Below are 26,233 nucleotides of genomic sequence, written 5' to 3' on the forward strand. Positions count from 1 at the left end.
AGCCCGGCCGGTATCGCGCCGGGCTTTTTTATACATCAATTAATCAAAATGGAACGCAGAGTTGTCTTTGATTTTAAAATAACCTTTACGAACGGCGGAGGGATTCAAGGCCAGGATTTCAGGTTGGATATCGCCGGAGAAACCATTCCCGACCAGGAACTGGCTGATTACATCGTTCGGGACCTGCGACTACTGATGGTGGGTAAGGTGGACATTCTCAACAAACATTATATCGATGAACCTCATAAGCGTGTACCTGTAAACCTGCCGAACCCGGAAAAGCTGATCGACCTCAGCCACGTGATATTCGACGGGCTCATTACCTACAAGGGCCTACCCGCTCCGGTTATCTGCGATTTTCTGAGCCGCGAGGATTCCAAAGGGAAGTATGAAGAAGGGACAGAGTTCCAGATCGGAAAAATCGAAATGGTAACCAATACCGGAACCTACATCGACTGCCCGTTTCACCGGTATGCGCACGGCAAGGACCTTTCGGAGGTGGCTCTGGAAGCTTTCGCGAATCTCAGCGCAGTGACGGTGAATGCGACCGGAATGCTCGAAATAGGGATCGACCATTTTCGCGGTCTGGAACTGAGAAGCAAAGCCGTCATGGTGCGCACCGATTGGTCAAAAAACTGGAATACAGAAGCTTATTTTGAAAATCATCCGTTTCTGACGGCCGAAGCGGCGGCATATCTCCGCGACTGCGGCGTAAAGCTGGTGGGGATTGACAGCCATAATATCGATGACACCCGCGGCAACACCCGTCCGGTTCATTCCCTGCTACTCGGCGCCGAAATCCTGATCGTGGAGCATTTGTGCAACCTCGATCAGCTCCCGGCCGAAAATTACCTGTTCAGCGCTGTACCTCCCAAATTCAAAGGAGCCGGTACTTTTCCCGTCAGGGCATTTGCTACATTACCCTGAATGCAGAAGACCTGTCATGCGTGATTACCTCACACGAGGCGTCCGGACTGACAGGTCTTCAAATGGTCTCGGATAATTATCTGAGACCGTCGGCTATTTCTTCTCATTGTAGGTAACCTTGAAAAGTGTCCCGTTCAGATCGTCGGTCACGTACAGTGCGCCGTCGGGTCCCTGCGCGAGGCCGCAAGGACGATGCTGGATTGGCCCGGTGGGTTTTGCCAGGTCGGTGCCCGCAAAGTTATCCGCGAAGATCTCCCATTTACCCGCTTTTCCATTCACAAAGGGTACAAATGCAATCAGGTAACCCTTCTTCAATTCTGCTGACTGGCTATGGAAGGCAATGAACGCGCCATTCCGATACCGCGCAGGGAACATATTGCCGGTATAAAACAAAAGTGCATTGGGGCCAAGGTGCGCAGGAAAAGCCACCAGCGGATTGATCGCCTTCTCGCCTGCCGTCTTTTTTCCGTCACCGCCATATTCCGGTGCCAGCATTTTTTTATTCTGAAAATGGTCGTAGTAGATATACGGCCAGCCTGCATCATCCCCTTCTTTCAGCCGGTAAAGCGTTTCCGAAGGCAACTCAGCACTGTGCTTGGGAGTGTAGTATTGCGGGTACATATCGTCAAACTTACCCCGACCATGCGTTGTTGCGTACAATGCATTGGTTTTATTGTCCCAATCGATACCTACCGCATTTTTGACGCCGGTCGCAAAGCGCTTGCCATCTGAAAACTGCTGATTAAGCTGATCTGCCCTGAAACGCCAGATCCCACCCGCCGAATCCAGGATCGTACAGGGTGACATCCCTTTGGCCGAACCGGCTCCGCGGCAATTGTCATTATAAGACCCAACGGTTACGTAAATATTTCCGGTATTGTCCAGTGTCACCGGTTTTGCATTATCCCTCCCGTGGTCGACCAGGCCACTGATGATATTCTCCGGTGTATCGAAATCGATGATTTCTTCCTTTTCGTTCAGCTTATACCGGAACACCCCTTTATTGGAAGAACTGTACAGGTAACCGTTTTTGATGGCAATCCCCGTACCCGGATAATCGCCGAACAACTTCTGCTGATCGATCGCCCCGTCACCGTCCGTATCCCGCAGCACGTAAATGCCTTTCCCGTCTTTGAGTTTAGAAAGCTTTACATACATGTCGCCATTTTTACCCACCGCGATATGGCGGGTAGCACCAAGATCGGTGGCCAGGATGGTAGCCGAAAAACCCACGGGCAATTTAAGTTCTTTGGCTTCAATGGGTGTAAAAAGGCTTTTACCGGTAGAAGGGGTTTTGTCTTCAATTCGATATCCAAACAGCGCGGCAGCTATTGCCAGCACGGCCACAGCGCCGGTCGAACGGATTAATTTTCCTTGCATGCAATCGTTTAATTGGGTGAAAACACTTATTTTTAGTTTAACAACCTGTCGGGAAGACAGCATCTGTAAAAGCACCGACGGCATCCATAATTACTGAGTCGGTGCCTTATTTTCGATCGGAAAAACGCCGGGAACACTTTTTTCCTGCTATACCGAAACCGGAACAATCAACCGCCTGATTAGTTTACAAGTACACTTTAACGATTTACTATTATGAGACCAACCGATGAAGAAGATGACCTATATGATGACGATCTCCCCGGAAATTACCCTGCCAACGAAGACATCTTCCGCCAGGGGCTGATTGACCCGGATATAGACCCCGAGGACATTTCCCGTGCGAAGCGCTCGCTGGATATCGATTCCGACGACTGGAATGAAAAGTCATTTGAGGACGACATGGTCGGTGACGATCTCGATGTGCCGGGATCGGAATACGACGATGAGGATGAGGCGATCGGCAGGGAAGACGAGGAAAACAACTATTACAGCCTGGGAGGCGACAATCACGAGAACCAGGAAGAGAATCAGGGAGACTAATGGATATCTGATGGAAAGACCAGGCCCGATCCATAGGCGATCGGGTCTTTTTGTTTGCCAAGATTAGTAAGAGTTCCACGGCAAGTATGAACCCGATCCGGGTTGCTTTTTCATTGAAAAACAAACCGGAACATGGCTGCCTTTACGCCCGAAGCATTCAAAAAAGAATTCATAGCGATACTCAATTATTGGGAAAAGTATGGTCCGGACCCCGAAAAAGGTGGCTTTTACGGAAGGGTTAGCTATGAAAACCAGCCGGTAAAAGATTCCGCCCGCTCGGTTGTGCTGACGGGCCGCATTCTCTGGACATTCTCCCTGGCCCACCGGCTTTTGAAGGAAGCCAAATACCTGACCCTCGCCGACCGGGCCTATCAGCAACTGGTGAAGTACTTTTTCGATGCTGAACATGGCGGTGTATACTGGTCGGTCAATGCGGACGGCTCTCCGCTCGAAACCAAAAAGCAGATCTACGGCAACGCGTTTGCCATGTACGGGCTGGCGGAATATTACCGGGTAACGCATTTCCAGCCGGCACTGGACAAAGCCCGGGATCTGTTCGAAATCATTGAAAAACACGCATTTGATCCTGTCAATGGCGGATATCGCGAAGCATTTTCGCGCGACTGGTCATCGACCGATGATTATACCCTCAGCAAAGCGCCCTGGATCAAGAGTATGAATACGCACCTGCATTTGGTGGAGGCCTATACCAACCTGTACAGCGTATGGCCGGATGCAAGGCTCAAAAAACAAACCGCAGGAATGCTGAATGCGATCATCACGCATATCGTGAACCCGCAGACTAATACCATGCAGCTGTTTTTCGATGAAAAATGGAGGGCCAAGGACCATATCGTCTCCTACGGTCACGACATTGAAGCTTCCTGGCTGCTATTCGAAACGGCAGAAATACTTCACGACGAGAAACTGATCGCCCGGATGAAGCAAAAATCCATAGCCATGGCGACGGCAGCCGCGAAAGGTCTCAGTCCCGACGGCGCATTGAATTACGAGTACGATCCCGAAACAAAACATCTGCAGACCGATCGCAGCTGGTGGGTTGCCGCCGAGCAGCTCGTCGGGTTTTACAATGCATTCCAGCTTACCAAAGACCCTCAGTTCAAAACCAAGGCCGAACGTTCATGGGACTATATTGCCGATAAATTCATCGACAGGGAAAAAGGCGAATGGTTTGGCACCGTGAAGGAAGATGGCACACCGGTGAAGGGCGACAAAATCAACTTCTGGAAATGCCCGTATCACAACGCCCGCGCGTGCGCGGAGATGTGGCGAAGAATTGCGAAGTCGTAAAAACCTCTCTCCTAATTCAGGAACATTTCGTCCACCAGCAATAAGGCCTTATTCCCTTTGCTTCTGTGCCATTCCGGTATCTTGCTCAGAGGTTTGGCGACGATTTTAATATATGAAACCGCCTGCGGCTTGAACGTCCCCTCGATCATTTTCAGCGAGGGCTTTTCTCCTTTAGTTGGCATAGGAGCCTTGAATTTGGCCAACAGCTTCATATTCTCACGCGTAGTCCCTCCCCATATCTCGACCAGTTCGGGTGGGAAGATGCCGGTATCCTCCTCCACCATATAATGCACGCCGAGCGATGAAATCGTGATCGGGCGCTTGAACTCCGAAACGAAAGCCATGTCGTTGTTCTTAACGCCGGCCCAGTTGTTGGCCCAGGCGGGGTTGTTTGCACCGATAACACCCAGTTTATGATCAAAGAAGGTTTTCACGCCCTCAGCCTGATGAACGCGGTTCAACGGCGCCATAAGTGTCCCGCTATCCGGCCTGAATTTACTTTTGAAGAACTCGAAGGTGGCCATCTCGCTGCCGTACCAGCCATCTTTGTAGGCCTTTGCACGGATGGTCTCGTTCCGCCTGATTACCATCTTGTTATCGAACAAAGAAGATTTTACACTGTCCGGCTCCGAACCGTCCATCGTGAAACGGATGTCCACGCCTTTAATAGGATGCTTGATATCCACCGCCAGCGATTCCCCAAAGATCGTTGAACTGTTTTTCACCTGCGGCGGATTGAGTTTTAAAGGGTTTTTGCCATCATCCTTAAAGCCGCCAATAATGTTAATCGCTTTATGGGCCTGCTGCAACTGCGCCACATCTGACGCCGAAAGTTTGGTGTCCCATACCGCTACGGTTTTAACGCTTTTCAATTGAGGCAAAAGACCTTTCAGGTCACTAAGACCTAATTGGGTGCCCGATAACGTCAGATTCTGCAAATGTTTCAAACCGGCCAGTTCTTTTAGTCCTGCGGCTGTCACTTCCGTAAAGTTCAGGTCCAGCTTACGAAGGTTTTCAAACCGGACAATGCTCTTCAGGTCGGCATCTTTTACGGGCATTTTGTTCAGGTTCAGCGAAATGACCTGTTTCCGGATTTCATCAAGCTCATCAATCTGCTTTACATTGTAGGCCGAAGCATTATAAATGTTCACCGCCAGCGCGGGGGACTCTCTTGCCAATGGAAGGATTGTCCGGTAGTCGGTGTTCAACGCTCTGACCCGCTCCTCGTCTGCCTCGGGAAAATCGTACGCCTCCTGTTGTTGGGAAGGCTGTAAAAATGCGGAGGCAAGCATCCGGAGCGAATCGTTTTCAGGTAGTTCTGCCAGTTTTTTTTCAAAATCCGCTTTTTGCTTAACCCATAATGTCAGCAGTGAAATTTCCTGCAACGTGAGTTGCGCTTTGCCGGAAGGAGGCATATGCTTCTTTTCTTCCATCGGCAAATGAACGCGCTGCAGCAACAGACTCATCTGGGGATTTCCGGGTACGATGAGCTTGCCGGACTTTCCGCCCTTCATGATCGACGCCGGATTGGTTAGTACCAGCTCTCCTTTGAGTTTGTCGGGGTTATGGCAACTGGTGCATTTCTGTTCCAGGATCGGCCGGATGACATTCGTGTAAACGACCGCCTCGTCGAGCGGCACTTCAGCCATCGCCATCTTGTTTGAAACAGGCTCCCAGATGAAGTTACTGCCATGCGTGAGCGCAGCACCATAATGCCCCGTCAAGACCAGTGCTACCACCGTTACCAATGCACTCAGTCTCGCGGGTGCCGTTTTGTACCATTTCGCATTCCGGACCCAGTATATGACGGACGCCAGAAAAAAAATCCCTGCCCCGGTCCATTTGTGGTATACGAGAATATCACCCCCATACCCTTCTTCTCTGGACAAAAACAAGCCCATGATCACAGTCACAGCCGCAAAGAGCGCCCCGATCAGCAACAGCCCCTGCAAAAAGTTGCGATAAAATGCATTGGAAGCATATTCCGGCTTGAAACGGAAGAACTCCAACAGCATCGCCAGCAGCAGGATCACGATAGGAAAATGAAGGATCAGCGGGTGCATCCGGCCGATGGTCTGCAGCCAGGCCGGTATAACCAGTTTGCTTTCGAAGAGCAGTAGGAATAAAACAAAGATGTTGGCAACAACCAGTAACTGTTCCGCGAAAACCCTGATTTTCAAATGCATTTAAAATTCAACCAGAAAATTGCCCAATAATAGTACCTGTAAAATCAACTGATAATGTCCCTCACCACTTTACCCGACACATCGGTGAGCCGGTACCGCCGGCCGAGATGCTTGAATGTCAGTTTTTCGTGGTTTAGACCCAGTTGATGTAAAATAGTAGCCTGGAAATCATGTACATGCACGGGATCTTTGGCGATGTTATAGCCGAGCTCGTCGGTTTCTCCATACACAATACCCGGTTTGATGCCTCCTCCGGCCATCCAGATCGTAAAACACCTGGGATGGTGGTCCCGTCCATAATTGTCGGCGGTCAGTTTGCCCTGTGTATAGCTGGTGCGACCGAACTCCCCACCCCAGATGACCAGGGTTTCATCCAGCAATCCTCTTTGTTTCAGGTCCGTAACCAATGCGGCGGAAGCCTGATCCACGTCCATGGCCTGCTTGGTGATCTCAAATGGCAGATTACCATGCTGATCCCAGCCCTGGTGGTATAATTGAACAAACCGCACTCCGTTTTCGGATAGCTTGCGTGCCAGCAGGCAGTTGGCCGCGTACGTACCCGGAACGAGGCATTCGGGGCCATAGAGTTTGATAATATCGTCGGACTCCTTGGAAAGATCCATCACCTCGGGCACAGCGGTTTGCATGCGATAGGCCATTTCGTACTGCTTGATTTTGGCAGTAATTTCCGGGTCGCCGAACTCCTGGTAGGACATTTCGTTGAGTTCCGAAAGTTTGTCCAGCATATCACGGCGTTCCTTTCTGTTCATGCCATCGGGATCCCGCAGGTATAATACCGGGTCTTCCCCTTTGCTGAATTGTACCCCCTGATGCACCGAATCCAGAAAGCCGTTCGACCAAAGTTTGGAATACACACCCTGTCCATTGCCAACGCCCCTCGAAAGAAGTACCGTGAAATTGGGCAGGTTTTTATTTTCATTACCCAGTCCATAGCTCAGCCAGGAGCCCATGCTCGGGCGATTTCCCTGCTGGGAGCCGGTTTGCAGGAACGTCAGTGCCGGGTCGTGATTGATCGCCTCGGTGTACATGGACCGGACAATGCACAGATCGTCCACGATTTTGGAAGTATAAGGCAAAAGATTGCTCACCCAGGCCTGCGACTGCCCGTACTGCTTGAAATCCACGAATGAGCCCACTAATGGAAAAGACGCCTGGTTGGCCGTCATGCCGGTAAGACGCTGGGTCCCTCGCACCGACGGCGGTATTTCTTGCCCCAACATTTCGCGCAGCTTGGGTTTATAATCAAAAAGCTCCTGCTGCGACGGCGCTCCGTTCTGAAAGAGGTAGATCACCCTTTTCGCTTTGGGGGCAAAATGCGGTATCCCCGGCGCCAGGCCTTCTTCCTCTGCGCCCGCCCCGCCCAATAAATCGGGCATCAGCAGAGAGCCCAATGCCACACTCCCGATCCCGAGGCTCATGGTAGATAGGAAACGCCTCCTGTTGAAGTTGAATCCGTGTTCCAAAATTTCCTTTTCCATTGTCTTTCGGCTATTGATTGCCGTTTCCGGCACGGGGTTATGATTTCGTTATGGTTTCTTCCAGATTGTAAATCGTCGAAATTACCCGCATCAGGGATACCGCTGACTTCCTGTCGACATTGCGGGTGAGCGGATACTCTCCGATGGCCACCATCTTTTCTGCGGCTTTCGGATCCACTTCCTTCATTTCTTTCTGATAATAGGCTGTAAGTACTTCCAGCTCTTTCGCGCTCGGCGTCCGGCATACGATCTGCCTGAAAGCCTTGGTGATCTTTGCCTCCGTACTGGTCTTTTCCTGCAAAAGTTTAGTGGCCAATACCCGCGACGCTTCCAGTACCGCCGGATCGTTCATCATCACCAGTGCTTGCAGCGGTGTATTGGTTTTAAGTCGCTTCACTTCGCATAGGTCACGGTTACTGGCATCGAAAATCGCCATAGTAGGCGGTGGTACAGTACGTTTGATGAGCGTGTACATGCCCCGCCGGTACAAACTGGGCCCATGATCCTGGTTGTAGACAGAAAGCAGCCCGCGCCCCGAAGTTGCGCCTTCCCAGAGCCCGGCAGGTTGGTAAGGCTTCACACTAGGTCCTCCGATGGTTCTGTTCAGCAAGCCGCTGCTCGCCAGGACCAGGTCTTTGATAAACTCGGCATGAATGCGGTAACGCGGCCCGCGTGCCAGAAGAATGTTATCGGGATCAACGGCCAGCTTCTCCTTCGTCACCACGGCCGACTGCCGGTAGGTGGCCGATGTCACCATTTGTTTGACCAGCCGTTTGATATCCCAGTTATGTTCCATAAAATCGACCGCCAGCCAGTCAAGCAAAGCGGGATGGGAAGGCAATTCGCCCTGCATACCGAAGTCACCGGAAGTCTTGACAATGCCCTTTCCAAAGAACTCCTGCCACAGGATATTGACATACACCCGGGCTGTCAGCGGATTGCGCTTATCAAACAACCATTGCGAAAGTCCCAGCCTGTTTTTAGGGTATTTTTTATCAAAAGGAAGGATCGCATTGGGTGTGCCTGCCTGGACCTCGTCGCCCGGCGCATCGTATACTCCTCTTTTGAGCACATAAGTTTTACGCAAAGTATCCAGATCACCCATTACCGATACAATCAGCCGGTTGGTGTCGGGCTTATTGACAAACGTCAGGATATTCTTCACATCTTCACTGCTGATCTCCATCAATGGCTTCTTGGCGTAGGTCTCAGGCCCGCCGATTACCGATTCGATACCCACTTCACTGACATTATTGAAGAATGCGAACATCTGATAATATTCCTTCTGCGAGAACGGGTCATATTTATGGTCATGGCAATGCGCACATTCAAGCGTAACGCCGAGCAACCCCTTGCCAAAAAGGTCATTGCGATCCGTCACATACATAATGCGGTATTCCTCCGGGATCACACCGCCTTCTTCGGTGATTTTGTGATTCCGGTTAAAACCCGTCGCCAGCAGCTGCTCCTTTGTGGAATTCGGAAGCAGGTCACCAGCCATTTGCCAGGTCACGAAATCGTTGTAATGCATATTCTTGTTGAACGCATGGATCACCCAGTCGCGCCACGGCCATTGGGTCCGGTAACCATCGTCCTGGTAACCGTGCGAGTCTGCGTACCGGGCGAGATCGAGCCAGTGGATTGCCATCTTTTCGCCGTATGACGGGTTCGCCAGCAACTTGTCTACCATTTTCTCGTAGGCTTTGGGACTCTGGTCTGCGAGGAACTCGTCCATCATCTGCAAGGTTGGCGGCAGCCCGTTCAGGTCCAGGCTCAGGCGTTTGAGCAATCGCTCCTTATCTGCTTCGGCACTGGGTTCGAGACCTTTTTGCTCCTGCTTCTCGAGAATAAAATAGTCGATCTCGTTGCGGGGCCAATCCTTGTGGTCAATTTCCGGAAGCGCCGGCTTTCTGGGTGCGACAAACGCCCAGTGCTTTTCATATTTAGCGCCCTGTCTAATCCATTTGCCGATCAGATCGACTTCGCGCTGGGTAAGTTTAAGATTAGACGAAGGCGGCGGCATCCGCAGCGAGGTATCCTCGGTGGTAATCCGGAGATATGCCTGTGAAAGTTCGGGTTTGCCTGCAACCAATGCGTGCGCTTTGGGATTTTCCTGCAGGGCTTTGAACGCGCTTTGCGGGTCATCGAGCCGCAGACCTGCCTCGCGCTTGTTGGCATCGGGGCCGTGACAAGCCAGACATTTATCCGAAAGAATAGGTCTGATATCGAAATTATAACTGACCTGTTCCGGCAATTTCTCTTCGGCGGGGCTTCCCGGGCTGGTATTGCACGACTGGAACCCCGGTACAGAGGCAATAACCCCTGCCAGCAACAAAAAACAATTCCTGAAATTCATCATTTTGGGTTCAGAATACCTGGCACATTTTTTAATTAGCACATATTAATAACTAAAAAAATGTACATTTATTGAAGCAATAATGCCAATTACTGTATAGTTAACTATCCTGTTCTATACTGTTCCTGCCTTTTATTTTCTACAATGAAACAAAGAATAATTTTACCTATTCTACTGACAATAATTGTGTTGGCAAGTTTTGCGCCAGCGCAAATCGGCGTTTTTGAGCAAAGCAGGGACATAGGTAACCCAAAATTGCAGGGTTCATCCTCATTCGACACGCGAAGTAAGGTATATACGATGAAGGGGGGAGGCTACAATATCTGGTTTGAACGTGACGAATTCCAGTACCTTTTCAAGGAGCTCGAAGGCGATTTTACGGTTACCGCCGACTTTGAATTCGTCGGCGTCGGCAAGGATGCACACCGCAAAGTCGGCTGGATGGTGAGAGAATCGACCGACGACAGTGCGTCGCACCTGAGTGCCGTCATCCACGGCGACGGGCTTACCGTTTTGCAATGGCGCGTCAAAAAGGGCGATCAAATGCGCGACCCGGAAGATGAGATTTTCAGCAAGGAGAAAGACATCCGCACGATACAGATAGTGCGAAAAGGCGATGCCTACACCATGCTGACGGCAGCAAAAGGGGCACCGCTGCAACCCGTAGGTTCCCATGCGATGCCCCATTTCGGACCAAAAATCCTGGTAGGCCTTTTTGTTTGCTCACACAACCCCGATGTGATCGAGACTGCCCGCGTGAGCAATGTTAAAATTATTTCTTTGAAGCCATCCAGGCATTAATTTTATCTTCGAGCAACTTCAACGGAACGCAGCCCGATTCCAGTACCAGTTTGTAAAATTCCCGAATATCGAACTTCGCGGCCATTTCCTTTTCCGCTTTCGACCGCAGTTCCCTGATTTTCAACTGGCCGATTTTGTAAGATAAGGCTTGCCCTGCGCCGGCCATATATCTTTCGATTTCGGCGGTAATGCTTTCCTCCGACTCCGCTTCATGATCCAGCGAGTACTGAATGGCCTGCTCCCGGGTCCATCCTTTGGAATGGATGCCGGTATCCACGACCAACCGGATCGCCCGGTGCATCTCGGCGCTCAGCATTCCAAAATACTGGTAGGGATCCGTGTATAAGCCAAGTTCCTTGCCGAGGGATTCGGTGTACAACGCCCATCCCTCACCATAAGCACTGTACCACAGGTTTTTCCTGAATTCGGGTAGCGCCTTGTTTTCCTGTTGCAGCGAGATCTGGTAATGGTGCCCGGGAATGGCTTCGTGTAAAAACAGGCTTTCATCAGAAACGATATTGTATGCCTTCGCATCGGGCACAGGCACGTAGAACACGCCCGGCCGCGAGCCGTCGGGTAGCCCCGGATTGTATTCAGCCGATGCCGAAGCTTCGCGGAAGGCCTCGGTCCTTCGTACCTCGAACGGGGTTTTCGGTGTGAGTTCGAACAACTTTTTGAGATTAGGCTTCATCCGTTCGTGGATCTCGTTGAAATGCGTAATCACCTGCTCCGGTTTTGTAAAGGGCATCAGCTTTCGGTTCGTCCTGACGTCATTGAAGAACGATTTGAGGTCGCCCCGGTAGCCCACCTGCGCCTTCACCTTCTCCATTTCGGCCGAAATCCTGGCGACTTCTCTCAATCCCAGTTGATGAATTTCCTCCGCCGTCATTTCAGTGGTCGTAAAATACTTGATATAGTAGTTGTAGAGCGCCTTCCCGTTAGGCAACGCGTCGAAACCATTGGTGCTGCGACCAGCCGGTAAATATTCCTTTTCCATGAAAACATGCATTTTCCGGAATGCAGGAATGATCTTCGATTCGACCATCGCCGCGTACGCCTTTTCCAGCCTCGCTTTATCTTCGGGAGAAAAATCTTCCGGGAATTTTTTGGCAGGCGAATAAAACAAATGATCTGTCACAGGCCCATGGTCCAAGTCTGCCAACTGAGGGATCACCTTTTTAATGAGGGAGGTTGGTAAAACATAACCCGTTTTGATTCCTTTCCGCATATTTACGACGGCAGTATCGCACCATACCACAAAGCCATCCGCCCGTTTCAGCCAGTTTTCATAATCCTTGACCGTTTTAAAAGGCTGAACGCTTCCCCCGCTCGCCATTTGGCCGATCATGAGGTGGGTCGAAAAAATCTGGTTGATGGGCATCAGCTCTGTAGGGAATTTGAGTCCTTCCAGATTAATATCACATTCCCATTGGAGCAGGTCCCAGCTCACTTGCTCCTCACCGGTAAGCTTCTCCCGGTCGTACTTGGCCAGTTCGTCCTGATACTTCTTATAAAATGCAGTTGCCTTCGACTTCCCCGATTGGGTAAGGTCGTCGGACATCCGGTCGTTGTAACGGTTGTCGCCGTTCATCGTGGCTTCCAACGGGTACAGCGGGAGCCTTTCTTCATAGTAACGTGCAAATACTTCCTGGATCGGTGGCATTGTTTGGTCTGTTTTTTCTGATTTCTGCCCGCAGGACTGTATGAGCAGGCCAGCCATGGCAAAGGTATAATAGATCAGTTTTCTCATGGACGAAGCTGTTTGAAGGATCCGTAAAATAAATGAAATTTCCCGATAAGCTATGAATCCGTTACGTACGGCATTAATTTGCGCACACAACGTTTCGAAAAGCCATGGGATTAAGAACTTACATCAGAGATCATTTTATTGAAGACATCCGCCCTTACAAGCCCCGCCATCTCTACAAACCCGAAAAAATGCTGGAAGTGACTTCCGCCTGGAAGGGACTTGAAATGATTATCGGCGACATCATAACTCAATTTGGGCTCAATGGAGGCAAGTGCATTGAATTTGGTGTTGAATTCGGCTATTCTGCGGTTGTGTTCTCCAATTATTTCAAATCGGTGACCGGGGTCGATACTTTTGAAGGAGATATTCATACCCATAACAAACAGGAACATTTCCAGCAGACAAGCGAACGCCTGAGCGTCTATCCCAACATTCAGCTTTTTAAGTCCGATTACAGGGACTGGATCGTACAGGATCACAATCGCTACGACCTGGCCCATGTAGACATCGTGCATAATTACGAAGATACGTTCCAATGCGGGCTCTGGGCAGCGCAGCACAGCGACTGCACCATTTTTCACGACACCGAGAGCTTCCCGGACGTGAGAAGGGCCGTGAAAGATATTGCCAAGGCCACGGGGCAACACCTTTATAACTATCCCCACCATTTCGGCCTGGGCATTCTGGTGGATAAAAAAACCATCGCGAAACGAAAATGACACAGGCGGTCCTCGTTATCGGCAGTTCCAATACCGACATGGTGGTCAAAACCGACCAATTCCCCAAACCGGGCGAAACCGTGCTGGGTGGCACTTTCCTGATGAATCCGGGGGGGAAAGGTGCAAACCAGGCCGTGGCCGCGGCGCGCCTCGGCGCCAGGGTACGCTTTATCACCAAAACCGGGAGTGACATTTTTGGAAAGCAAGCCCGGGAAGGTTTTGAAAAGGAAGGTATCGACATTCAATTCTCGGGAGAATCTGCTGATCTGGCCTCGGGCGTGGCATTGATAACCGTGAACGAACGAGGTCAGAATCAGATCGTCGTCGCATCGGGTGCTAATATGGATCTCATGCCCGGAGATCTCCCCGACACCGCATTCAAAGAGGTGGCCATGGCGTTACTGCAACTTGAAATACCCATTGAAACGGTGCGCCGGGCCATCGGCAAGTGCGCCGAACTGGGCATTCCGGTCATCCTCAACCCTGCTCCTGGCAGGCCGCTTGAACGGAATTTACTACAAGGACTATTCCTTATCACACCCAACGAGACAGAAACCGAACTCATTACCGGCATCGCAGTCGAAAGCATGGAATCTCTGGAAGCAGCCGCCCGGCATCTGCTCGGTCTGGGTATCCAAAATGTAGTGATCACGCTGGGTAGTAAAGGTGTTTACCTCGCTGGCGACGGATTCACAGGCATTATTCCCGCTCCGGTCGTCGAAGCCGTCGACTCCACTGCGGCTGGCGATGTATTCAATGGCGCAATACTGAAATCCCTGGCCGGCGGTACGTCGCTTCCCGAGGCCTGCCGCTTCGCATGTCGCGCAGCCGCCCTATCCGTTACACGCATGGGCGCCCAGAGCTCAGCACCCTATCAACACGAACTAGCCTGATTTGAAATGGATAAAATACCCGTTATCATCGATTGCGATCCCGGACTCGACGACGCCCTGATGCTGATGCTCGCCCATGGAAGCGGACGATTTGATATCAAGGCGGTAACGGTTTCTGCCGGTAATCAAACCCAGGAGAAAACCTTACTGAATGCGCTGAAAATACTTACATTGATCGGAGCCACCAATATTCCGGTCTACCGCGGTGCCGAAAAGCCGCTTTTCCATGAACTTGTCATCTCGGACGAAGTACATGGCGAAACCGGGCTCGATGGCCCATCCCTGCCCATGCCGGTCATGCAACCGCAGCCTGTAAATGCAGTGGGGGGTATTGCCTCAATCCTTTTTGCTGCGGAATCCCCCATTACCATTGTTCCGACCGGCCCTTTGACGAACATCGCCACGGTCCTGCTTGCGTATCCGCATTTGAAAAGTAAAATTGAACGGATTTGCCTCATGGGCGGCGGCATTTTCAGGGGCAATATGACACCATTGGCCGAGTTCAACATTCATGCAGATCCGGAGGCTGCGGCCATTGTTTTCAATGCAGGGATCCCAATCACGATGTGCGGACTTGATGTCACCCACAAAGCGCTCATTTTCCAGAAGGATATCGACCTGTTCCGGGCGTTGGGCAACAAAACTGCTCTGGCAGCAGCGGATTTTATGGACTTCTTCTCGATTTTTTACCGGCAGAACCGGACTGAACTGGAAGGCGGAGCCGCCTTGCACGATCCATGCGCTATCGCGTGGCTGATGAATCCCGGGATTTTCAAGACCAAACCCTGCTATGTAGATGTGGAAACCAAAGGCGAACTGACGCGTGGCGCCACCGTAGTCGATTTTTACAATGTTCTGCAAAAAGAGCCCAATGCCATTGTTGCTTACGATATCGACCGCGAAGCATTTTTGGATATGCTTTTCAACGCGATCAAGCTATTACCGTAGTCGGGGTCAAAGCAGGACGGAAACCTCGTCTTCTACTTCGGAATGACTCGCCCGGTGACGAACCACCGTTTGCCCTGCGTGCAAAATCAGCAAGCCGCCGAACGAACAGAATGCCATCATGCCTACCATGGGCATCGGCGTATTGTTGTGCAGAAAGCTCACAATAGCAGAAATAACGGCACCCGCGCCCATGCGCCAGCTGCCCATCAGCGCGGACGCACTTCCGGTGTGTTTACGGAATGGTGCCAGCGAAAGTGCCGAGGCATTCGGACCTGTCAATCCCTGCCCGGTCAGGAAAACGAACATGATGGCGATCAGAGAAAACAGACCGAACCAGTTGTTGTAAACGCCGACAATCATCAATAATCCGACAATGCTTTGATAATAAAGCGTAAACCGGATGATCTGCTCGCTCGTAAATTTTTTGAGCAGGAAGTGGTTCAATTGGGTCGAACCGATCATGGCTACCGCAAGGAAAGCGAAAATCCATCCGTACTGCTGCTCGGACACCTTGTAGATATTCATGAAAACATCCGAAGAACCTGATATATACGCAAATGGAGCCGCGGTAGCCAGGCCGCCCGCCAGCGTGTAAATCAAAAACTGAGGCTGTGTGATGACAGTAAGATACCCATCCACAACCGCCGCTGGGCGCAGGGACACCGATTCATCTGCACTTTTGCCCGTTGGAAGGAAAAAATAGATCGCAGCGATGATAAGGCTCACAATGCCTGCCAGAATAATGAAAATCCAGTGCCATGCGATAGATGCCGTCACGTAACCGCCCACAGTCGGTGCGATCATCGGCGAAACCGCAATAACGAGCGTAATCAGCGAAAAAACTTCTGCACGCTTGTCGGCCGGAAAAAGGTCGCTGACCAATGCCTGCGAAGCAACCAAACCTACACAACCACCCATTGCCTGAAAAAAACGCATGGCGATCAATGCATCTACGGAAGAAGTCATCGCACAACCAAAAGAAGCAATCACATAGAGAATGAGACCGATGTAGAGCGGCTTCTTGCGGCCAAAGCGGTCCAGCAGAGGGCCATACACCAACTGACCGATACAAATACCAACGAGATAGCTCGTCAGGGAAAGCTGCACTTTATCGATCGTCGTTTGCAGGTCGGACGCGATCCGGGGAAATCCCGGCAGGTACATGTCAATAGAAAAAGGGCTGACGGTAGCCAGCGACCCGAGGATCAGGATAATAAAAAAATATTGCTTGCGACTCATGGACTAACATTCACATACTTATAAAATAACGGGTCTGTCGGGACATTAAGTTCCTGCTTTTCAATAAGTACAATATTTTCACCAATCATCCATAATTCACTGCGCAACCACTGGTTCCTGTTCAGCCGTATTTTGTCTATATTTAATATAACGTTCCTATTTGTTCACTTCTAATCCGCCATTATGAGAGCTCTTTTTATCCTGATTACCATTGTTCTTTTCAGAGTGAACCTGCCCGAGCCGGAATCGACACCGAACGCAATTCCAATCTGTCATACACCCGGCAATGCGATGTCCGACCTCGCTGCCAACCCCGATTTCGCAATGCTGCATGAAACTCCGCTGGGATTTACTTACCAGGGTGCGGGAGAAACCGTCAGTTTCCCCACACCCGATGGTAAAACCGCAACCGGCTTCTTACTGAAATCGCCGAAAAAATCGGACAAGTGGCTATTTGTCTATCAGGAATGGTGGGGTTTGAACGATTATATCAAACAGGAGGCCGCCAGGTTGCATAAGGACCTTGGTGATGTGAATGTACTGGCTTTGGATATGTATGACGGTAAAGTAGGCACCACACGTGAAGAAGCCGGCAAACTTATGCAGGGAGCCTCGGCGGAGCGGCTGGCAGCTATTACCAAAGGCGGCGTCACGTACGCGGGCAACAGTGCGAAGATCGCGAGCATCGGCTGGTGCTTCGGGGGTATGCTGTCCCTTCAGAACGCAATTGCGGGCGGCAAGCAGATTGTGGGATGCGTGATGTATTATGGGCGACCCGAAAGTGACATCGAAAAGCTCAAAATGCTGAATACGGATGTACTGGGTATTTTTGGCAGCCAGGATCAGGGAATCCCTCCCGCCACGGTAAATAAATTTGAGGAAGACATGAAAGCCGCCGGCAAAAAAGTGACGATCAAAATGTACGATGCCGTTCACGCATTCGCCAACCCCAGCAATCCCAAATACGACGCCACCGCGGCAGCCGACGCATACAAATCATCGCTGGATTATCTGAAAAAGAAACTGGGCTAATCCCCTTTAAGCAAAACAGCCCGGCGCTTGCCGGGCTGTTTTGCTTAAAAATCTTCTTTTGTGAGGAACTCCGTCAAACTCAAAATTTCGATTTCTCCGAACCTCCTTAGCGCCAGGAGGTCTATTTTGTTTCCGGTTATCAGATAACGCGAAGAACTATCCAGGCACAATGCCAATAAAAAGTCGTCCTTGGGATCAGGACTATAATGCACTTCTGATTTTGTCACAACTTGGATACATCTTTCCCTTAGCAGTAATAGAAAGGACTCAATTTGACCTTTTGACACCATACGAGCGAATTTCGGTCGATAGATCACTTCCTCAATCTCGGCAAAAAGCATAACATCCATCACAATTTCGTACCGCGAATCTTCCAAAATACGATTTAACCGAACCCTGGAATTTTCGTTGATCAAGGCACTCACGTACAAGTTTGTATCTATGACAATGCGGATCAATGAGGTTTTCGACTATTTCGGACAACAGCAATTTCGTCGAGAATATCCTCTTCAGTCACCTCATTTGAATCAGGAAGGGTTTTGGATAACTCTGCCCAACGGTCATTCCACGATTCTTTGGTTTCCTTAAGCGATATCAATCCCAGATCAACCAAATCGTCAATCAGACGCCTCGCTTTTGGATTAGTTATTTCAATAGTTAGTACTTCCATCGGATTGATCTTTTTAACTAAAGTACACCTGATAAAACTGAAAAACAAATACGACTGGCGCTTGGCGTAAGCAAAACAGCCCGGCAAGCGCCGGGCTGTTTTGTATTTTATCTACCTCTTAATATTACTTTGCTTTTCTATCCAACCTGTAAACTGGTACGGTCGAGCCGGCATTTTCGGCTAGCTGTTTGCTTGCGACCGACACTACTGTTTCCTGCCTGTCGATACTCCGGCTTCCCGTTTCGTGGTTTTTAACACTGATATGCGGTGCGATGACAAGAGAAACGATCGACATCAGCTTAATCAGGATATTCATGGATGGTCCTGACGTGTCCTTAAACGGGTCACCTACTGTGTCACCGGTTACCGCAGCCTTGTGCGGTTCAGACTTTTTGTAATAGGTCTGCCCGTTAATAACCGCTCCCTTTTCGAACGATTTTTTGGCATTATCCCAGGCCCCACCTGCATTGTTCTGAAAAATACCCATCAAAACACCAGAAACTGTAACCCCTGCCAGCGTTCCGCCAAGTACTTCCGGACCAAACAGAAAACCAACCAGCACCGGCACGATCAGCGCGATAAGGCCCGGAGCAACCATTTCCCGGATCGAAGCTTGTGTCGAAATCGCTACGCATTTGTCGTATTCGGGCTTGGTTGTGCCTTCCATAATGCCCGGCAGCTCGCGGAACTGGCGGCGTACTTCTTCCACCATCTTCATGGCGGCGCGGCCCACTGCCGCAATGGCGAGCGAAGAGAAAATAAACGGTATCATCGCACCTACGAAGAGGCCGGCCAGTACATTGGCTTTATAAATATCAATCGAATTGATGCCCGCAACGCCACAGAATGCCGCAAATAATGCGAGCGAAGTCAATGCTGCGGAAGCAATAGCAAAACCTTTGCCGGTGGCGGCTGTTGTGTTACCCACAGCATCCAGGATGTCGGTACGGCCACGAACTTCCTCCGGTAAGTGCGCCATTTCCGCAATACCTCCCGCGTTATCGGCAATGGGTCCGAATGCATCGATCGCCAGCTGCATGGCCGTTGTTGCCATCATACCTGCCGCGGCGATCGCCACGCCATACAGCCCTGCCACCTCGTAGCTCAGGAAAATACCCGCCGCCAACACCAGCGTCGGGATCACCGTCGATTCCATTCCTACCGAAAGACCTCCGATAATGTTCGTGGCGTGGCCTGTTGATGACTGGTTCACAATGGATTGCACAGGACGCTTGCCCATGGCGGTATAATACTCAGTAACCATCGACATAATCGCACCCACCACAGAGCCCAGCAGGATCGCCAGGTATACGTCCATTGCCGTGAAATCTACCCCGCGGATATTGAGTGTACCTTCGGGCAACATCCACATGGTCAATGGATAACTGATAATAAGTACCAAAATGATCGATCCCCAGTTACCACGGTTCAATGCTCCCTGCACGTTACCGTGATCGTCGCTGACGCGAACCAGCAGCATCCCGATAATGGAAGACACCAGGCCTATTCCCGCAATAACCATCGGCAACAGAATAGGTGCAATGCCTCCGAAATTATCTGTTCCCTGCGCCACGATCTCACGTCCCAATACCATGGTGGCCAGAATTGTGGCCACATACGAACCAAAAAGGTCGGCACCCATACCTGCCACGTCACCCACATTATCACCTACGTTATCCGCAATGGTGGCGGGGTTGCGCGGATCGTCCTCCGGAATACCGGCTTCCACCTTTCCCACGAGGTCGGCACCCACATCAGCAGCCTTGGTATAAATTCCTCCGCCTACGCGCGCAAACAATGCGATCGACTCGGCACCAAGCGAGAAACCCGCCAGCACTTCGAGGACCCGCTCCATGGGCAGGCCGTTGACGTCGGCGCTGTCACCGATAAAAACTGAATATAATACGATAAATAGCCCACCAAGTCCCAGCACCGCCAAACTCGCCACGCCGATTCCCATCACGGAGCCGCCGGTGAAAGACACTTCGAGGGCCTTGGTGAGACTGGTGCGCGCAGCCTGAGTGGTGCGTACATTGGATTTCGTGGCGATCGTCATCCCGATATAGCCCGCAAAAGCAGAGATAAACGCACCTACTAGGAACGAGATCCCGATAAAAGCACTTGAATTTTCAACCAGCGTGCCGGAGTAGCCCAACAAAACACTGACAATCAGACCAAAGACAATGAGTACACGCCATTCGGCTTTCAGAAAGGCCAGGGCGCCATCTGCTATCGCATCCGCTATGACTTTCATTTCAGGAGTCCCTGCATCCTGCCGGACAACCCAGCCTCTTTTGATGAACATAACCAGCAAGCCAAGAAGGCCTAATGCCGGCACTAAATAGGTAATGTTACTCATGCTCTGATCAATAATTAAGGTTAAATGGTTTTATAATTCTCGTAAATATAGAGAAAGGCACCACACTACAAAATCGCAAAACCCTTATTTTTGATCAATTCGTATAGATTTTATGAAAATTCTGAGAGTTTTATAGTTTTCAAGAATACTACTTCACGCTAACAAGCTGTCTCTCAAGGACTAATATAACCCCATCAAAGGAGCCCGATTCAGCCCCATTTATATTACTATAAAATGAATAAACTGTGATAATCCTTGAAAATAAGGCAAATGTCCGGGCTAGGCGTGTCTTGGACGGAGTATGGAAAGAAGTAGGAAACTGATGACAAAACCGGTTGCCCCGGCCACTAATGCAAGGAGTGTACCACCTAAAAAATATTGTACAAAGTTGACATGAATCGATTTAAATGTCAGGTTCTCGGCGGAGGTCAGCTGTACGCCATTCCTGTAAAACAGCCCTCCGAACCGGTAACTTGCGAAGATGATAAACGGGATCATCGGCGGAATGCTGATGTTTGCCGCCGTCAGGAACAGCACCTTGTTCATCCTAAAATACACGGATAACGGAATTCCTACGAGCAATTGAAATCCCCAGATCGGAACAATGCCCATGAAAAATCCGAAGCCTATCGACTTGGCCTTGCTGAAATTGCTTTCATCGGGCTTTACGGCCTCATCACGGATAATCTTCCATAATCCCTTCTCTTGAATATACCGGAAGAGCCGTTTAGGAAGATAATAAAGCAATGTAAGCGTGACCAGCCAGGTGTTGAGGATGCTGATACGCGTAAAATCGCGGAATGGCCGGAAATGCGTCACCCGCTCACTTTTATCATAAATAACCTGGATATTAATGGGTACAACCGGCACATCCTTCCAGGCCATTTTGACAATCACTTCAATTTCCGTCTCGAATTTGGTCGTAAACAGACTGATCTTTTTCAATGGCTCCAGCGGGTAGAGGCGAAAACCGGTTTGTGTATCGGGCAGCGTAAGGCCTGTTTCGAATTTAAACCAAAAATTGGAAAACTTATTACCAAAAGAACTCTTGCCAGGCACTCCCTCCTGTTCCATATTCCGTGAACCCATGAGCAATGCGCCCGGCATGCTGAGCGCTGCGTCGATAAAAAGGGGAATATCCGACGGTAGATGTTGGCCGTCGGAGTCGATGGTGATGGCATTTCGGAATCCCAATCGTATGGCCTCTGCAAAGCCCTTGCGGAGTGAAAAACCTTTCCCGCTGTTCCTAGCATTATGTAAAATCCGGATCTTGTCTTTATAGCCTGCCAGGATCGAGGGGGTGTCGTCGGTAGATCCGTCGTTCACCACAATGATTTCCTTGGCATTCGCATATTGCAAAACACCGTCGATCACCCGTTTGAGCGTATTCCTGTTGTTATACGTGGGTATGATGATGCAGCATTGAATGTCGGACAGGGCCATTGCAATATTCCTGGATTTAGGGTAAAATTTTAACGGTAACTGGCCCTGAGTTTGAAAAATGTACTGGCACCATCGCTGCCCGTGGCTGTGACATCGAGGGTCGTTTCCCCTTTGAAACGGATGTCGAGGGTCATTGCGGGACTTTCCACCGGGTTGAGGACTTCCAGAAATTTGCAGGTAGTCAGTTCCGCCATGGCCAGCTTCCTTCCCAGTGCATTCGAAACCGATTCTCTAACCATTTCGAGCTGGATGACACCCGGCAGTACCGGCGAACCCGGAAAATGTCCCTGGAATACAGGATGTGCAGGATCGATACGGACTTCTGAAACAATGCAGTCGGCACTTTGGTCCAGGATCGAGATCGTGTATAAATCTTTTACAGGCATATCGCAGCGTGATCAGAGGTCTTTGAAAAGGTTGTCAGCAATCGGCTGGTTGAATTTCTCCTGCTGGAACTTCATGATACTTTTGTCACCGCCTTTTTCCAAAAATGATAACTCTTTCAACCGGAGTGTGCTTTTTGAAAAATTCATGGAGATTTTAACATAAATGTTCTTCAAACGCCGGTTCAGCGGTGTCAGCACGATCTGGTACTGATCGTCATTTTCAAGACAAGCCATTGAAAAGCCCTTATTCTCCTGAAAATCACCATTGACCAGCCCGATCATCAGCTCTTTGATCTGCGCAGCCATGCGTCCGGCCTGGCCCACATTCTTCTCCTTCCCCCCTTCCTGAATACGGAGCTTGTCGCCATTGATAAGGATCACGTACCGGGCTGGCGTGCGTTGTTCCCAGCGCATTTTGTCCTGCTGCCGGTAATAGAACAGCCCGGATGATTTCTCCGGCTCTTTCAGCACCGCCAGGTATTTTTCTTCCGTAAATACGGCCTGAATAGATGTCGTCGCCCGCGACGTTTTTCGCAGATCGGCAAGCACCTTTTCCGGATTGGCAACCGGCTTGAAAGACTGTGCCTGTGCAAGGGTGAATCCCATTACAAGCCACAGGGTCATGAGAGATTTAATGCTTTTCATAAGGTTCCTTTACGATCAGTCGAGGGAGCGGTTCTATTTTGATACCCATTTCACGGCAATGGCCGATGATGTCCGCCAGCGAGTCGGCAGTAAGGGGCAGATGGTCGTGTAGTAAAACGATGTCCCTGGGTCGCAACTTCGAAATGATCTTCTGGATGATCTGGTACTTGTTGCGCGCGCGCGTATCCATGCTCCTGAGCGACCAACCTACCGAATGCATTTGCAGTTCCTTCAAAACCGCCGCATACCGCGGGTTCGTCACCCCGAACGGTGGCCTGAACAGCACAGGGGTCTTGCCTGTAATGTCACGGATCGTCTCATTGCAATGCGCGATATCCGATCGGAGCTTCTTTTTCGAGAACAATCCGATCAGGTAGTGGTGGCTGTAAGAATGATTGCCGATCACATGGCCTTCCTCCACCATCTGCTTCAAAAGATCCGGATACTTTGCAGCTTTTTTACCGATCACAAAGAAAGCCGCTTTCAGGTCGTTTTCCCGCAGTGTTTCCAGTATACGGGGCGTCGACTCCGGATCGGGGCCGTCGTCGAAAGTGAGTGCTATGGATTTGACACGCCCTTTATTAATTGATTTGACAAAATAGTTGGCCTGGATCTGAGAGGAGCCGTAGGCTGTTACCGCTACAAAAAACAAAGCGATTCCGGCTATGACGAGCCACAGATAGTCCGTCTCCCAGAAAATGATGGAGGAAAGGGCCGTCGCCGTAATGCAGAAAAATGTAAGAATGTTATGCTTCAACGGCTTGAATGAGCATCAGCCCCAGGTTATTTTTCAGCAGGGAATTACAAATCAAAACATTACGAACACTGCCGTCTGTCGTGAGCAAATCGACGGCATAATGCAATGCAAATGCGGAGGCCGTGGCATAGACGCCCGCCAGCGGCAGATAGTTAACATTCCGGCCTGCACCTTCCAGTTCACTTCCGGCATAGAGCACCAGATCGACGTCCTCTTCCTCCATTCCATTCCGGGCCAGAAATGCGCCCACCTCTTCATCGGTACCATCCGTTAGTCCGGCGGTATGTACGTCTATCAGTTGCGCCACCGTATTTCCTTTCTTTTCAGCTGACAAGATAAAAAACGAAGCAGCAGATGTCAGCGCAGCCGTTGCTTCGAATCCCAGCCGATCCGCTATGTTGTCCAGGATATCGATGTGTTCGTCCGCCGCTCCTACCAGCACATTTCCATGCCCTTCGGCTAAGAGCATCGTCGCGTCCAGCAATGCGTGTTCAAACGACAGCGTATTCTGGGTATGCGTCATGTTATAACCGTGGTTCCCGATACTCAGTGATATCTGGCCTGCCATGGTATTGTGTGTGGATTGTATAAATGAGGTCGGCGGCAGCAGGCCTTCCACCGTCAGTGAAGTATTCAAGAACTTTTCAGTATCCTGCAGGCATCCCAGTCCCGTGCCAACAATAATGGCATCCGGCTGCCGGCCGCCTGCCTGTTGGATGCAGTCTTTGGAGCATGCAACCGACATACGCAGAATCTTACTCATCCGTCGCAGCAGGCCAGAATCTATATATGCCTTGTAATCCGGACTGATCAGTGTATGTGCGGCATCAAGTGGTTCCAGAGACGCCGAGAAACCCGGATTACCGAAGGTGGGCTGGTGTGAAACGGTCGACGCAGCCTTGATATACCATGCAGGTTTACTCATAGCGTGTAAAAACCAGGGATGAATTATTTCCTCCAAAACCGAACGAATTGGAAAGCACCGCTGTAACCTCGCGCCCGGTTTCCAGGCTGGTCACGGGTTCCAGACCTGCCTCTGTAATCGGGGTGCGGTAATTCAGATTTGGGTAAATGAGGTTGTGTTGAATAGCCAGGATGGAAAAAACCGCTTCGATCGCCCCGGCAGCTGCCAGCGTATGACCTGTGAATGCTTTGGTAGAACTGAAAGGCGGCACTTCAACCCCGAAAACGTTTTTCAATGCGACAGATTCAGAAAGATCGTTGTTCTTCGTACCTGTCCCGTGCGCGTTCACATACGAGATCCGGTCGGCGGTCAGCCCCGAAACCCGGATCGCATGCTCGATCGCCATGGTCGCGCCCTTACCGTCGGGCGAAGAGGCTGTCTGATGGTAAGCGTCGGCCGCATTGGCCCAGCCACTTACCAGGCCGATTGGCCTGCGGCCCGTCAGCTCCATGCTCTTTTCATTTTCAAGCAACAGAAAACCCGCACCCTCTCCTAGATTGAGCCCGGCACGCGAGTCATCGAATGGCCTGCACCACTGGTCGTCGTAAATCATCAATGATCGGAAACCGTCGATGGTAAAGCCACTCAACGCGTCGGATCCGCCTACAAGCACACGATCAAGCCTGCCTTGAAGAATCAATCGTGCACCGAGCATGATGGCATTCGCACCGGATGAGCACGCGGTGGAAAGGGTATTGATATAACCCGAAATTCCCATTTCTCTGGCAATTCGCTCTGTCGTACTGCCGCTGTCATGGGTTCGGAGCAATTGATAATCCGGTCCGGTTTCGGCGAGGTAATCTCTATAAAAAACTTCACTCCGGTCCATCCCGCCCACCGAAGTAGCGGAGATGATCCCGGTTCGGATCACGCCCGACCGCTTGCTATCGCCCCAGGCTTCACGCGCGGCTTTCAAGCCGAGCAGTGCGGTCCTGGAAACATATTCCGTACCCACATTCAGCTGCGTCCTCAGCGCATCATTGGAAGCCTCCACTTCCCCAGCCAGAGAAGCTTTGGTACCCCTCAGGTGGTTCAACGGACCGATCCCGGACCTGCCCTCCCGCAAAGCCAGCAGATTTTCCTCCACCGACATTCCGATCGCCGAAACAACACCGATACCGGTAATGCAAACGCTCATCCAGTTTTGTGATTAGGCTGCTTTTCTTTTGCGGATATACTCAGCCATCGTGTCGATGGATTTAAACGCTTCCTTGCCCTCCTCGGGGTTTGTCAGCTGGATGCCGTGGTATTTTTCGAGCAGCACGATGAGTTCGAGCGCATCGATCGAATCCAGGCCCAGGCCCTGATCATTGAAAAGCAGCGCATCGTCGGCAATGTCTTCCACTGAAATTTCTTCCAGATTGAGCTGTTCGATAATCTGTTTTTTAAGGTCTTCTTTTAAACTATCCATGCGTTGTATTAATTGAG

The 26,233-nt window shown here is 50.6% G+C and carries 24 protein-coding genes; 8 read left to right on the forward strand and 16 right to left on the reverse strand.

Features of this window, described 5'->3' with window-relative positions; translation table 11 throughout:
• Positions 1-48: 48 nt before the first annotated feature.
• Positions 49-927: a cyclase family protein gene (locus BP71_RS08475; protein ID WP_496378129.1), complete on the forward strand. Its 879-nt coding sequence runs from the start codon at positions 49-51 to the stop codon at positions 925-927.
• Between the two features lie 93 nt (positions 928-1,020).
• On the opposite strand, the gene BP71_RS08480 is transcribed toward BP71_RS08475, so the two are convergent.
• A complete protein-coding gene (locus BP71_RS08480) occupies positions 1,021-2,307 on the reverse strand; it encodes a PQQ-dependent sugar dehydrogenase (RefSeq protein WP_496378130.1) in 1,287 nt (428 codons plus the stop codon).
• Positions 2,308-2,520: 213 nt separating this feature from the next.
• Here BP71_RS08480 and BP71_RS08485 point away from each other — a divergent pair, with 213 nt between their 5' ends.
• Both BP71_RS08485 and BP71_RS08490 read left to right on the forward strand, forming a co-directional pair.
• On the forward strand, positions 2,521-2,847 hold the full coding sequence (locus BP71_RS08485) for a hypothetical protein (RefSeq protein ID WP_496378131.1): 327 nt from the start codon (positions 2,521-2,523) through the stop codon (positions 2,845-2,847).
• A gap of 132 nt (positions 2,848-2,979) precedes the next feature.
• Positions 2,980-4,158: an AGE family epimerase/isomerase gene (locus BP71_RS08490; protein ID WP_496378132.1), complete on the forward strand. Its 1,179-nt coding sequence runs from the start codon at positions 2,980-2,982 to the stop codon at positions 4,156-4,158.
• 11 nt (positions 4,159-4,169) lie between these two features.
• On the opposite strand, the gene BP71_RS08495 is transcribed toward BP71_RS08490, so the two are convergent.
• From BP71_RS08495 to BP71_RS08505, 3 genes are read right to left on the reverse strand one after another with little or no spacing between them, the layout of a single operon-like run.
• Positions 4,170-6,344 carry a c-type cytochrome domain-containing protein gene (locus tag BP71_RS08495; protein ID WP_496378133.1) on the reverse strand — a complete coding sequence of 725 codons (2,175 nt, stop codon included), beginning with the start codon at positions 6,342-6,344 and terminating at the stop codon, positions 4,170-4,172.
• A gap of 44 nt (positions 6,345-6,388) precedes the next feature.
• Positions 6,389-7,843 (reverse strand): DUF1501 domain-containing protein, encoded by a 1,455-nt coding sequence (locus BP71_RS08500; protein ID WP_496378134.1) that lies wholly within the window; start codon positions 7,841-7,843, stop codon positions 6,389-6,391.
• A gap of 37 nt (positions 7,844-7,880) precedes the next feature.
• Positions 7,881-10,199, reverse strand: coding sequence for a PSD1 and planctomycete cytochrome C domain-containing protein (locus BP71_RS08505; RefSeq protein WP_496378135.1), 2,319 nt, complete (start codon positions 10,197-10,199; stop codon positions 7,881-7,883).
• Positions 10,200-10,343: 144 nt separating this feature from the next.
• Here BP71_RS08505 and BP71_RS08510 point away from each other — a divergent pair, with 144 nt between their 5' ends.
• The gene (locus BP71_RS08510) at positions 10,344-11,000 is read left to right on the forward strand and encodes a DUF1349 domain-containing protein (protein ID WP_496378136.1); all 657 of its coding nucleotides are present in this window, start codon (positions 10,344-10,346) and stop codon (positions 10,998-11,000) included.
• Here BP71_RS08510 and BP71_RS08515 read toward each other — a convergent pair.
• Positions 10,972-12,750, reverse strand: a complete 1,779-nt coding sequence (locus tag BP71_RS08515) for a DUF885 domain-containing protein (RefSeq protein ID WP_496378137.1) — start codon at positions 12,748-12,750, stop codon at positions 10,972-10,974. The two genes, BP71_RS08510 and BP71_RS08515, sit on opposite strands and share 29 nt — an antisense overlap.
• A gap of 104 nt (positions 12,751-12,854) precedes the next feature.
• On the opposite strand from BP71_RS08515, the gene BP71_RS08520 reads away from it, so the two are divergent.
• From BP71_RS08520 to BP71_RS08530, 3 genes are read left to right on the forward strand one after another with little or no spacing between them, the layout of a single operon-like run.
• On the forward strand, positions 12,855-13,469 hold the full coding sequence (locus BP71_RS08520) for a class I SAM-dependent methyltransferase (protein ID WP_496378138.1): 615 nt from the start codon (positions 12,855-12,857) through the stop codon (positions 13,467-13,469).
• A complete protein-coding gene (gene rbsK, locus BP71_RS08525; protein ID WP_496378139.1) occupies positions 13,466-14,362 on the forward strand; it encodes a ribokinase in 897 nt (298 codons plus the stop codon). Before BP71_RS08520 ends, rbsK begins: the two co-directional genes overlap by 4 nt.
• Positions 14,363-14,368: 6 nt before the next feature.
• Positions 14,369-15,310 carry a nucleoside hydrolase gene (locus tag BP71_RS08530; protein ID WP_496378140.1) on the forward strand — a complete coding sequence of 314 codons (942 nt, stop codon included), beginning with the start codon at positions 14,369-14,371 and terminating at the stop codon, positions 15,308-15,310.
• Positions 15,311-15,316: 6 nt separating this feature from the next.
• Here the strand turns inward: BP71_RS08530 and BP71_RS08535 are convergent, their stop codons facing one another.
• Complete coding sequence (locus BP71_RS08535) at positions 15,317-16,549, reverse strand: multidrug effflux MFS transporter (RefSeq protein WP_496378141.1); 1,233 nt, start codon at positions 16,547-16,549, stop codon at positions 15,317-15,319.
• A 183-nt stretch (positions 16,550-16,732) separates the two neighbouring features.
• Between BP71_RS08535 and BP71_RS08540 the strand changes: the two genes are divergently transcribed.
• Positions 16,733-17,581, forward strand: coding sequence for a dienelactone hydrolase family protein (locus tag BP71_RS08540; protein ID WP_496378142.1), 849 nt, complete (start codon positions 16,733-16,735; stop codon positions 17,579-17,581).
• 44 nt (positions 17,582-17,625) lie between these two features.
• On the opposite strand, the gene BP71_RS08545 is transcribed toward BP71_RS08540, so the two are convergent.
• The 10 genes from BP71_RS08545 to BP71_RS08590 all read right to left on the reverse strand — a co-directional run bounded on the left by BP71_RS08545 (position 17,626) and on the right by BP71_RS08590 (position 26,216).
• Positions 17,626-18,039 carry a putative toxin-antitoxin system toxin component, PIN family gene (locus BP71_RS08545; protein ID WP_496378143.1) on the reverse strand — a complete coding sequence of 138 codons (414 nt, stop codon included), beginning with the start codon at positions 18,037-18,039 and terminating at the stop codon, positions 17,626-17,628.
• Entirely contained in the window at positions 18,036-18,251 is a 216-nt protein-coding gene (locus BP71_RS08550) for a hypothetical protein (protein ID WP_496378144.1), read from the reverse strand. The genes BP71_RS08545 and BP71_RS08550 overlap by 4 nt, the downstream gene beginning before the upstream one ends.
• A gap of 124 nt (positions 18,252-18,375) precedes the next feature.
• Positions 18,376-20,610, reverse strand: coding sequence for a sodium-translocating pyrophosphatase (locus tag BP71_RS08555; RefSeq protein WP_496378145.1), 2,235 nt, complete (start codon positions 20,608-20,610; stop codon positions 18,376-18,378).
• A 279-nt stretch (positions 20,611-20,889) separates the two neighbouring features.
• Positions 20,890-22,053 (reverse strand): DUF2062 domain-containing protein, encoded by a 1,164-nt coding sequence (locus BP71_RS08560; RefSeq protein WP_496378146.1) that lies wholly within the window; start codon positions 22,051-22,053, stop codon positions 20,890-20,892.
• A 29-nt stretch (positions 22,054-22,082) separates the two neighbouring features.
• Positions 22,083-22,439: an ApeI family dehydratase gene (locus BP71_RS08565; RefSeq protein ID WP_496378147.1), complete on the reverse strand. Its 357-nt coding sequence runs from the start codon at positions 22,437-22,439 to the stop codon at positions 22,083-22,085.
• 12 nt (positions 22,440-22,451) lie between these two features.
• Positions 22,452-23,084, reverse strand: a complete 633-nt coding sequence (lolA2, locus tag BP71_RS08570; RefSeq protein ID WP_496378148.1) for a flexirubin biosynthesis/transport protein LolA2 — start codon at positions 23,082-23,084, stop codon at positions 22,452-22,454.
• A complete protein-coding gene (locus tag BP71_RS08575; protein WP_496378149.1) occupies positions 23,071-23,841 on the reverse strand; it encodes a polysaccharide deacetylase family protein in 771 nt (256 codons plus the stop codon). Before BP71_RS08575 ends, lolA2 begins: the two co-directional genes overlap by 14 nt.
• Positions 23,831-24,766, reverse strand: a complete 936-nt coding sequence (locus BP71_RS08580; protein WP_496378150.1) for a beta-ketoacyl synthase chain length factor — start codon at positions 24,764-24,766, stop codon at positions 23,831-23,833. The genes BP71_RS08575 and BP71_RS08580 overlap by 11 nt, the downstream gene beginning before the upstream one ends.
• The gene (locus tag BP71_RS08585; RefSeq protein WP_496378151.1) at positions 24,759-25,943 is read right to left on the reverse strand and encodes a beta-ketoacyl-[acyl-carrier-protein] synthase family protein; all 1,185 of its coding nucleotides are present in this window, start codon (positions 25,941-25,943) and stop codon (positions 24,759-24,761) included. The genes BP71_RS08580 and BP71_RS08585 overlap by 8 nt, the downstream gene beginning before the upstream one ends.
• A 12-nt stretch (positions 25,944-25,955) precedes the next feature.
• Positions 25,956-26,216 carry a phosphopantetheine-binding protein gene (locus BP71_RS08590; RefSeq protein WP_496378152.1) on the reverse strand — a complete coding sequence of 87 codons (261 nt, stop codon included), beginning with the start codon at positions 26,214-26,216 and terminating at the stop codon, positions 25,956-25,958.
• Positions 26,217-26,233: the final 17 nt, after the last annotated feature.

Source organism: Dyadobacter ginsengisoli DSM 21015, from assembly GCF_059568735.1.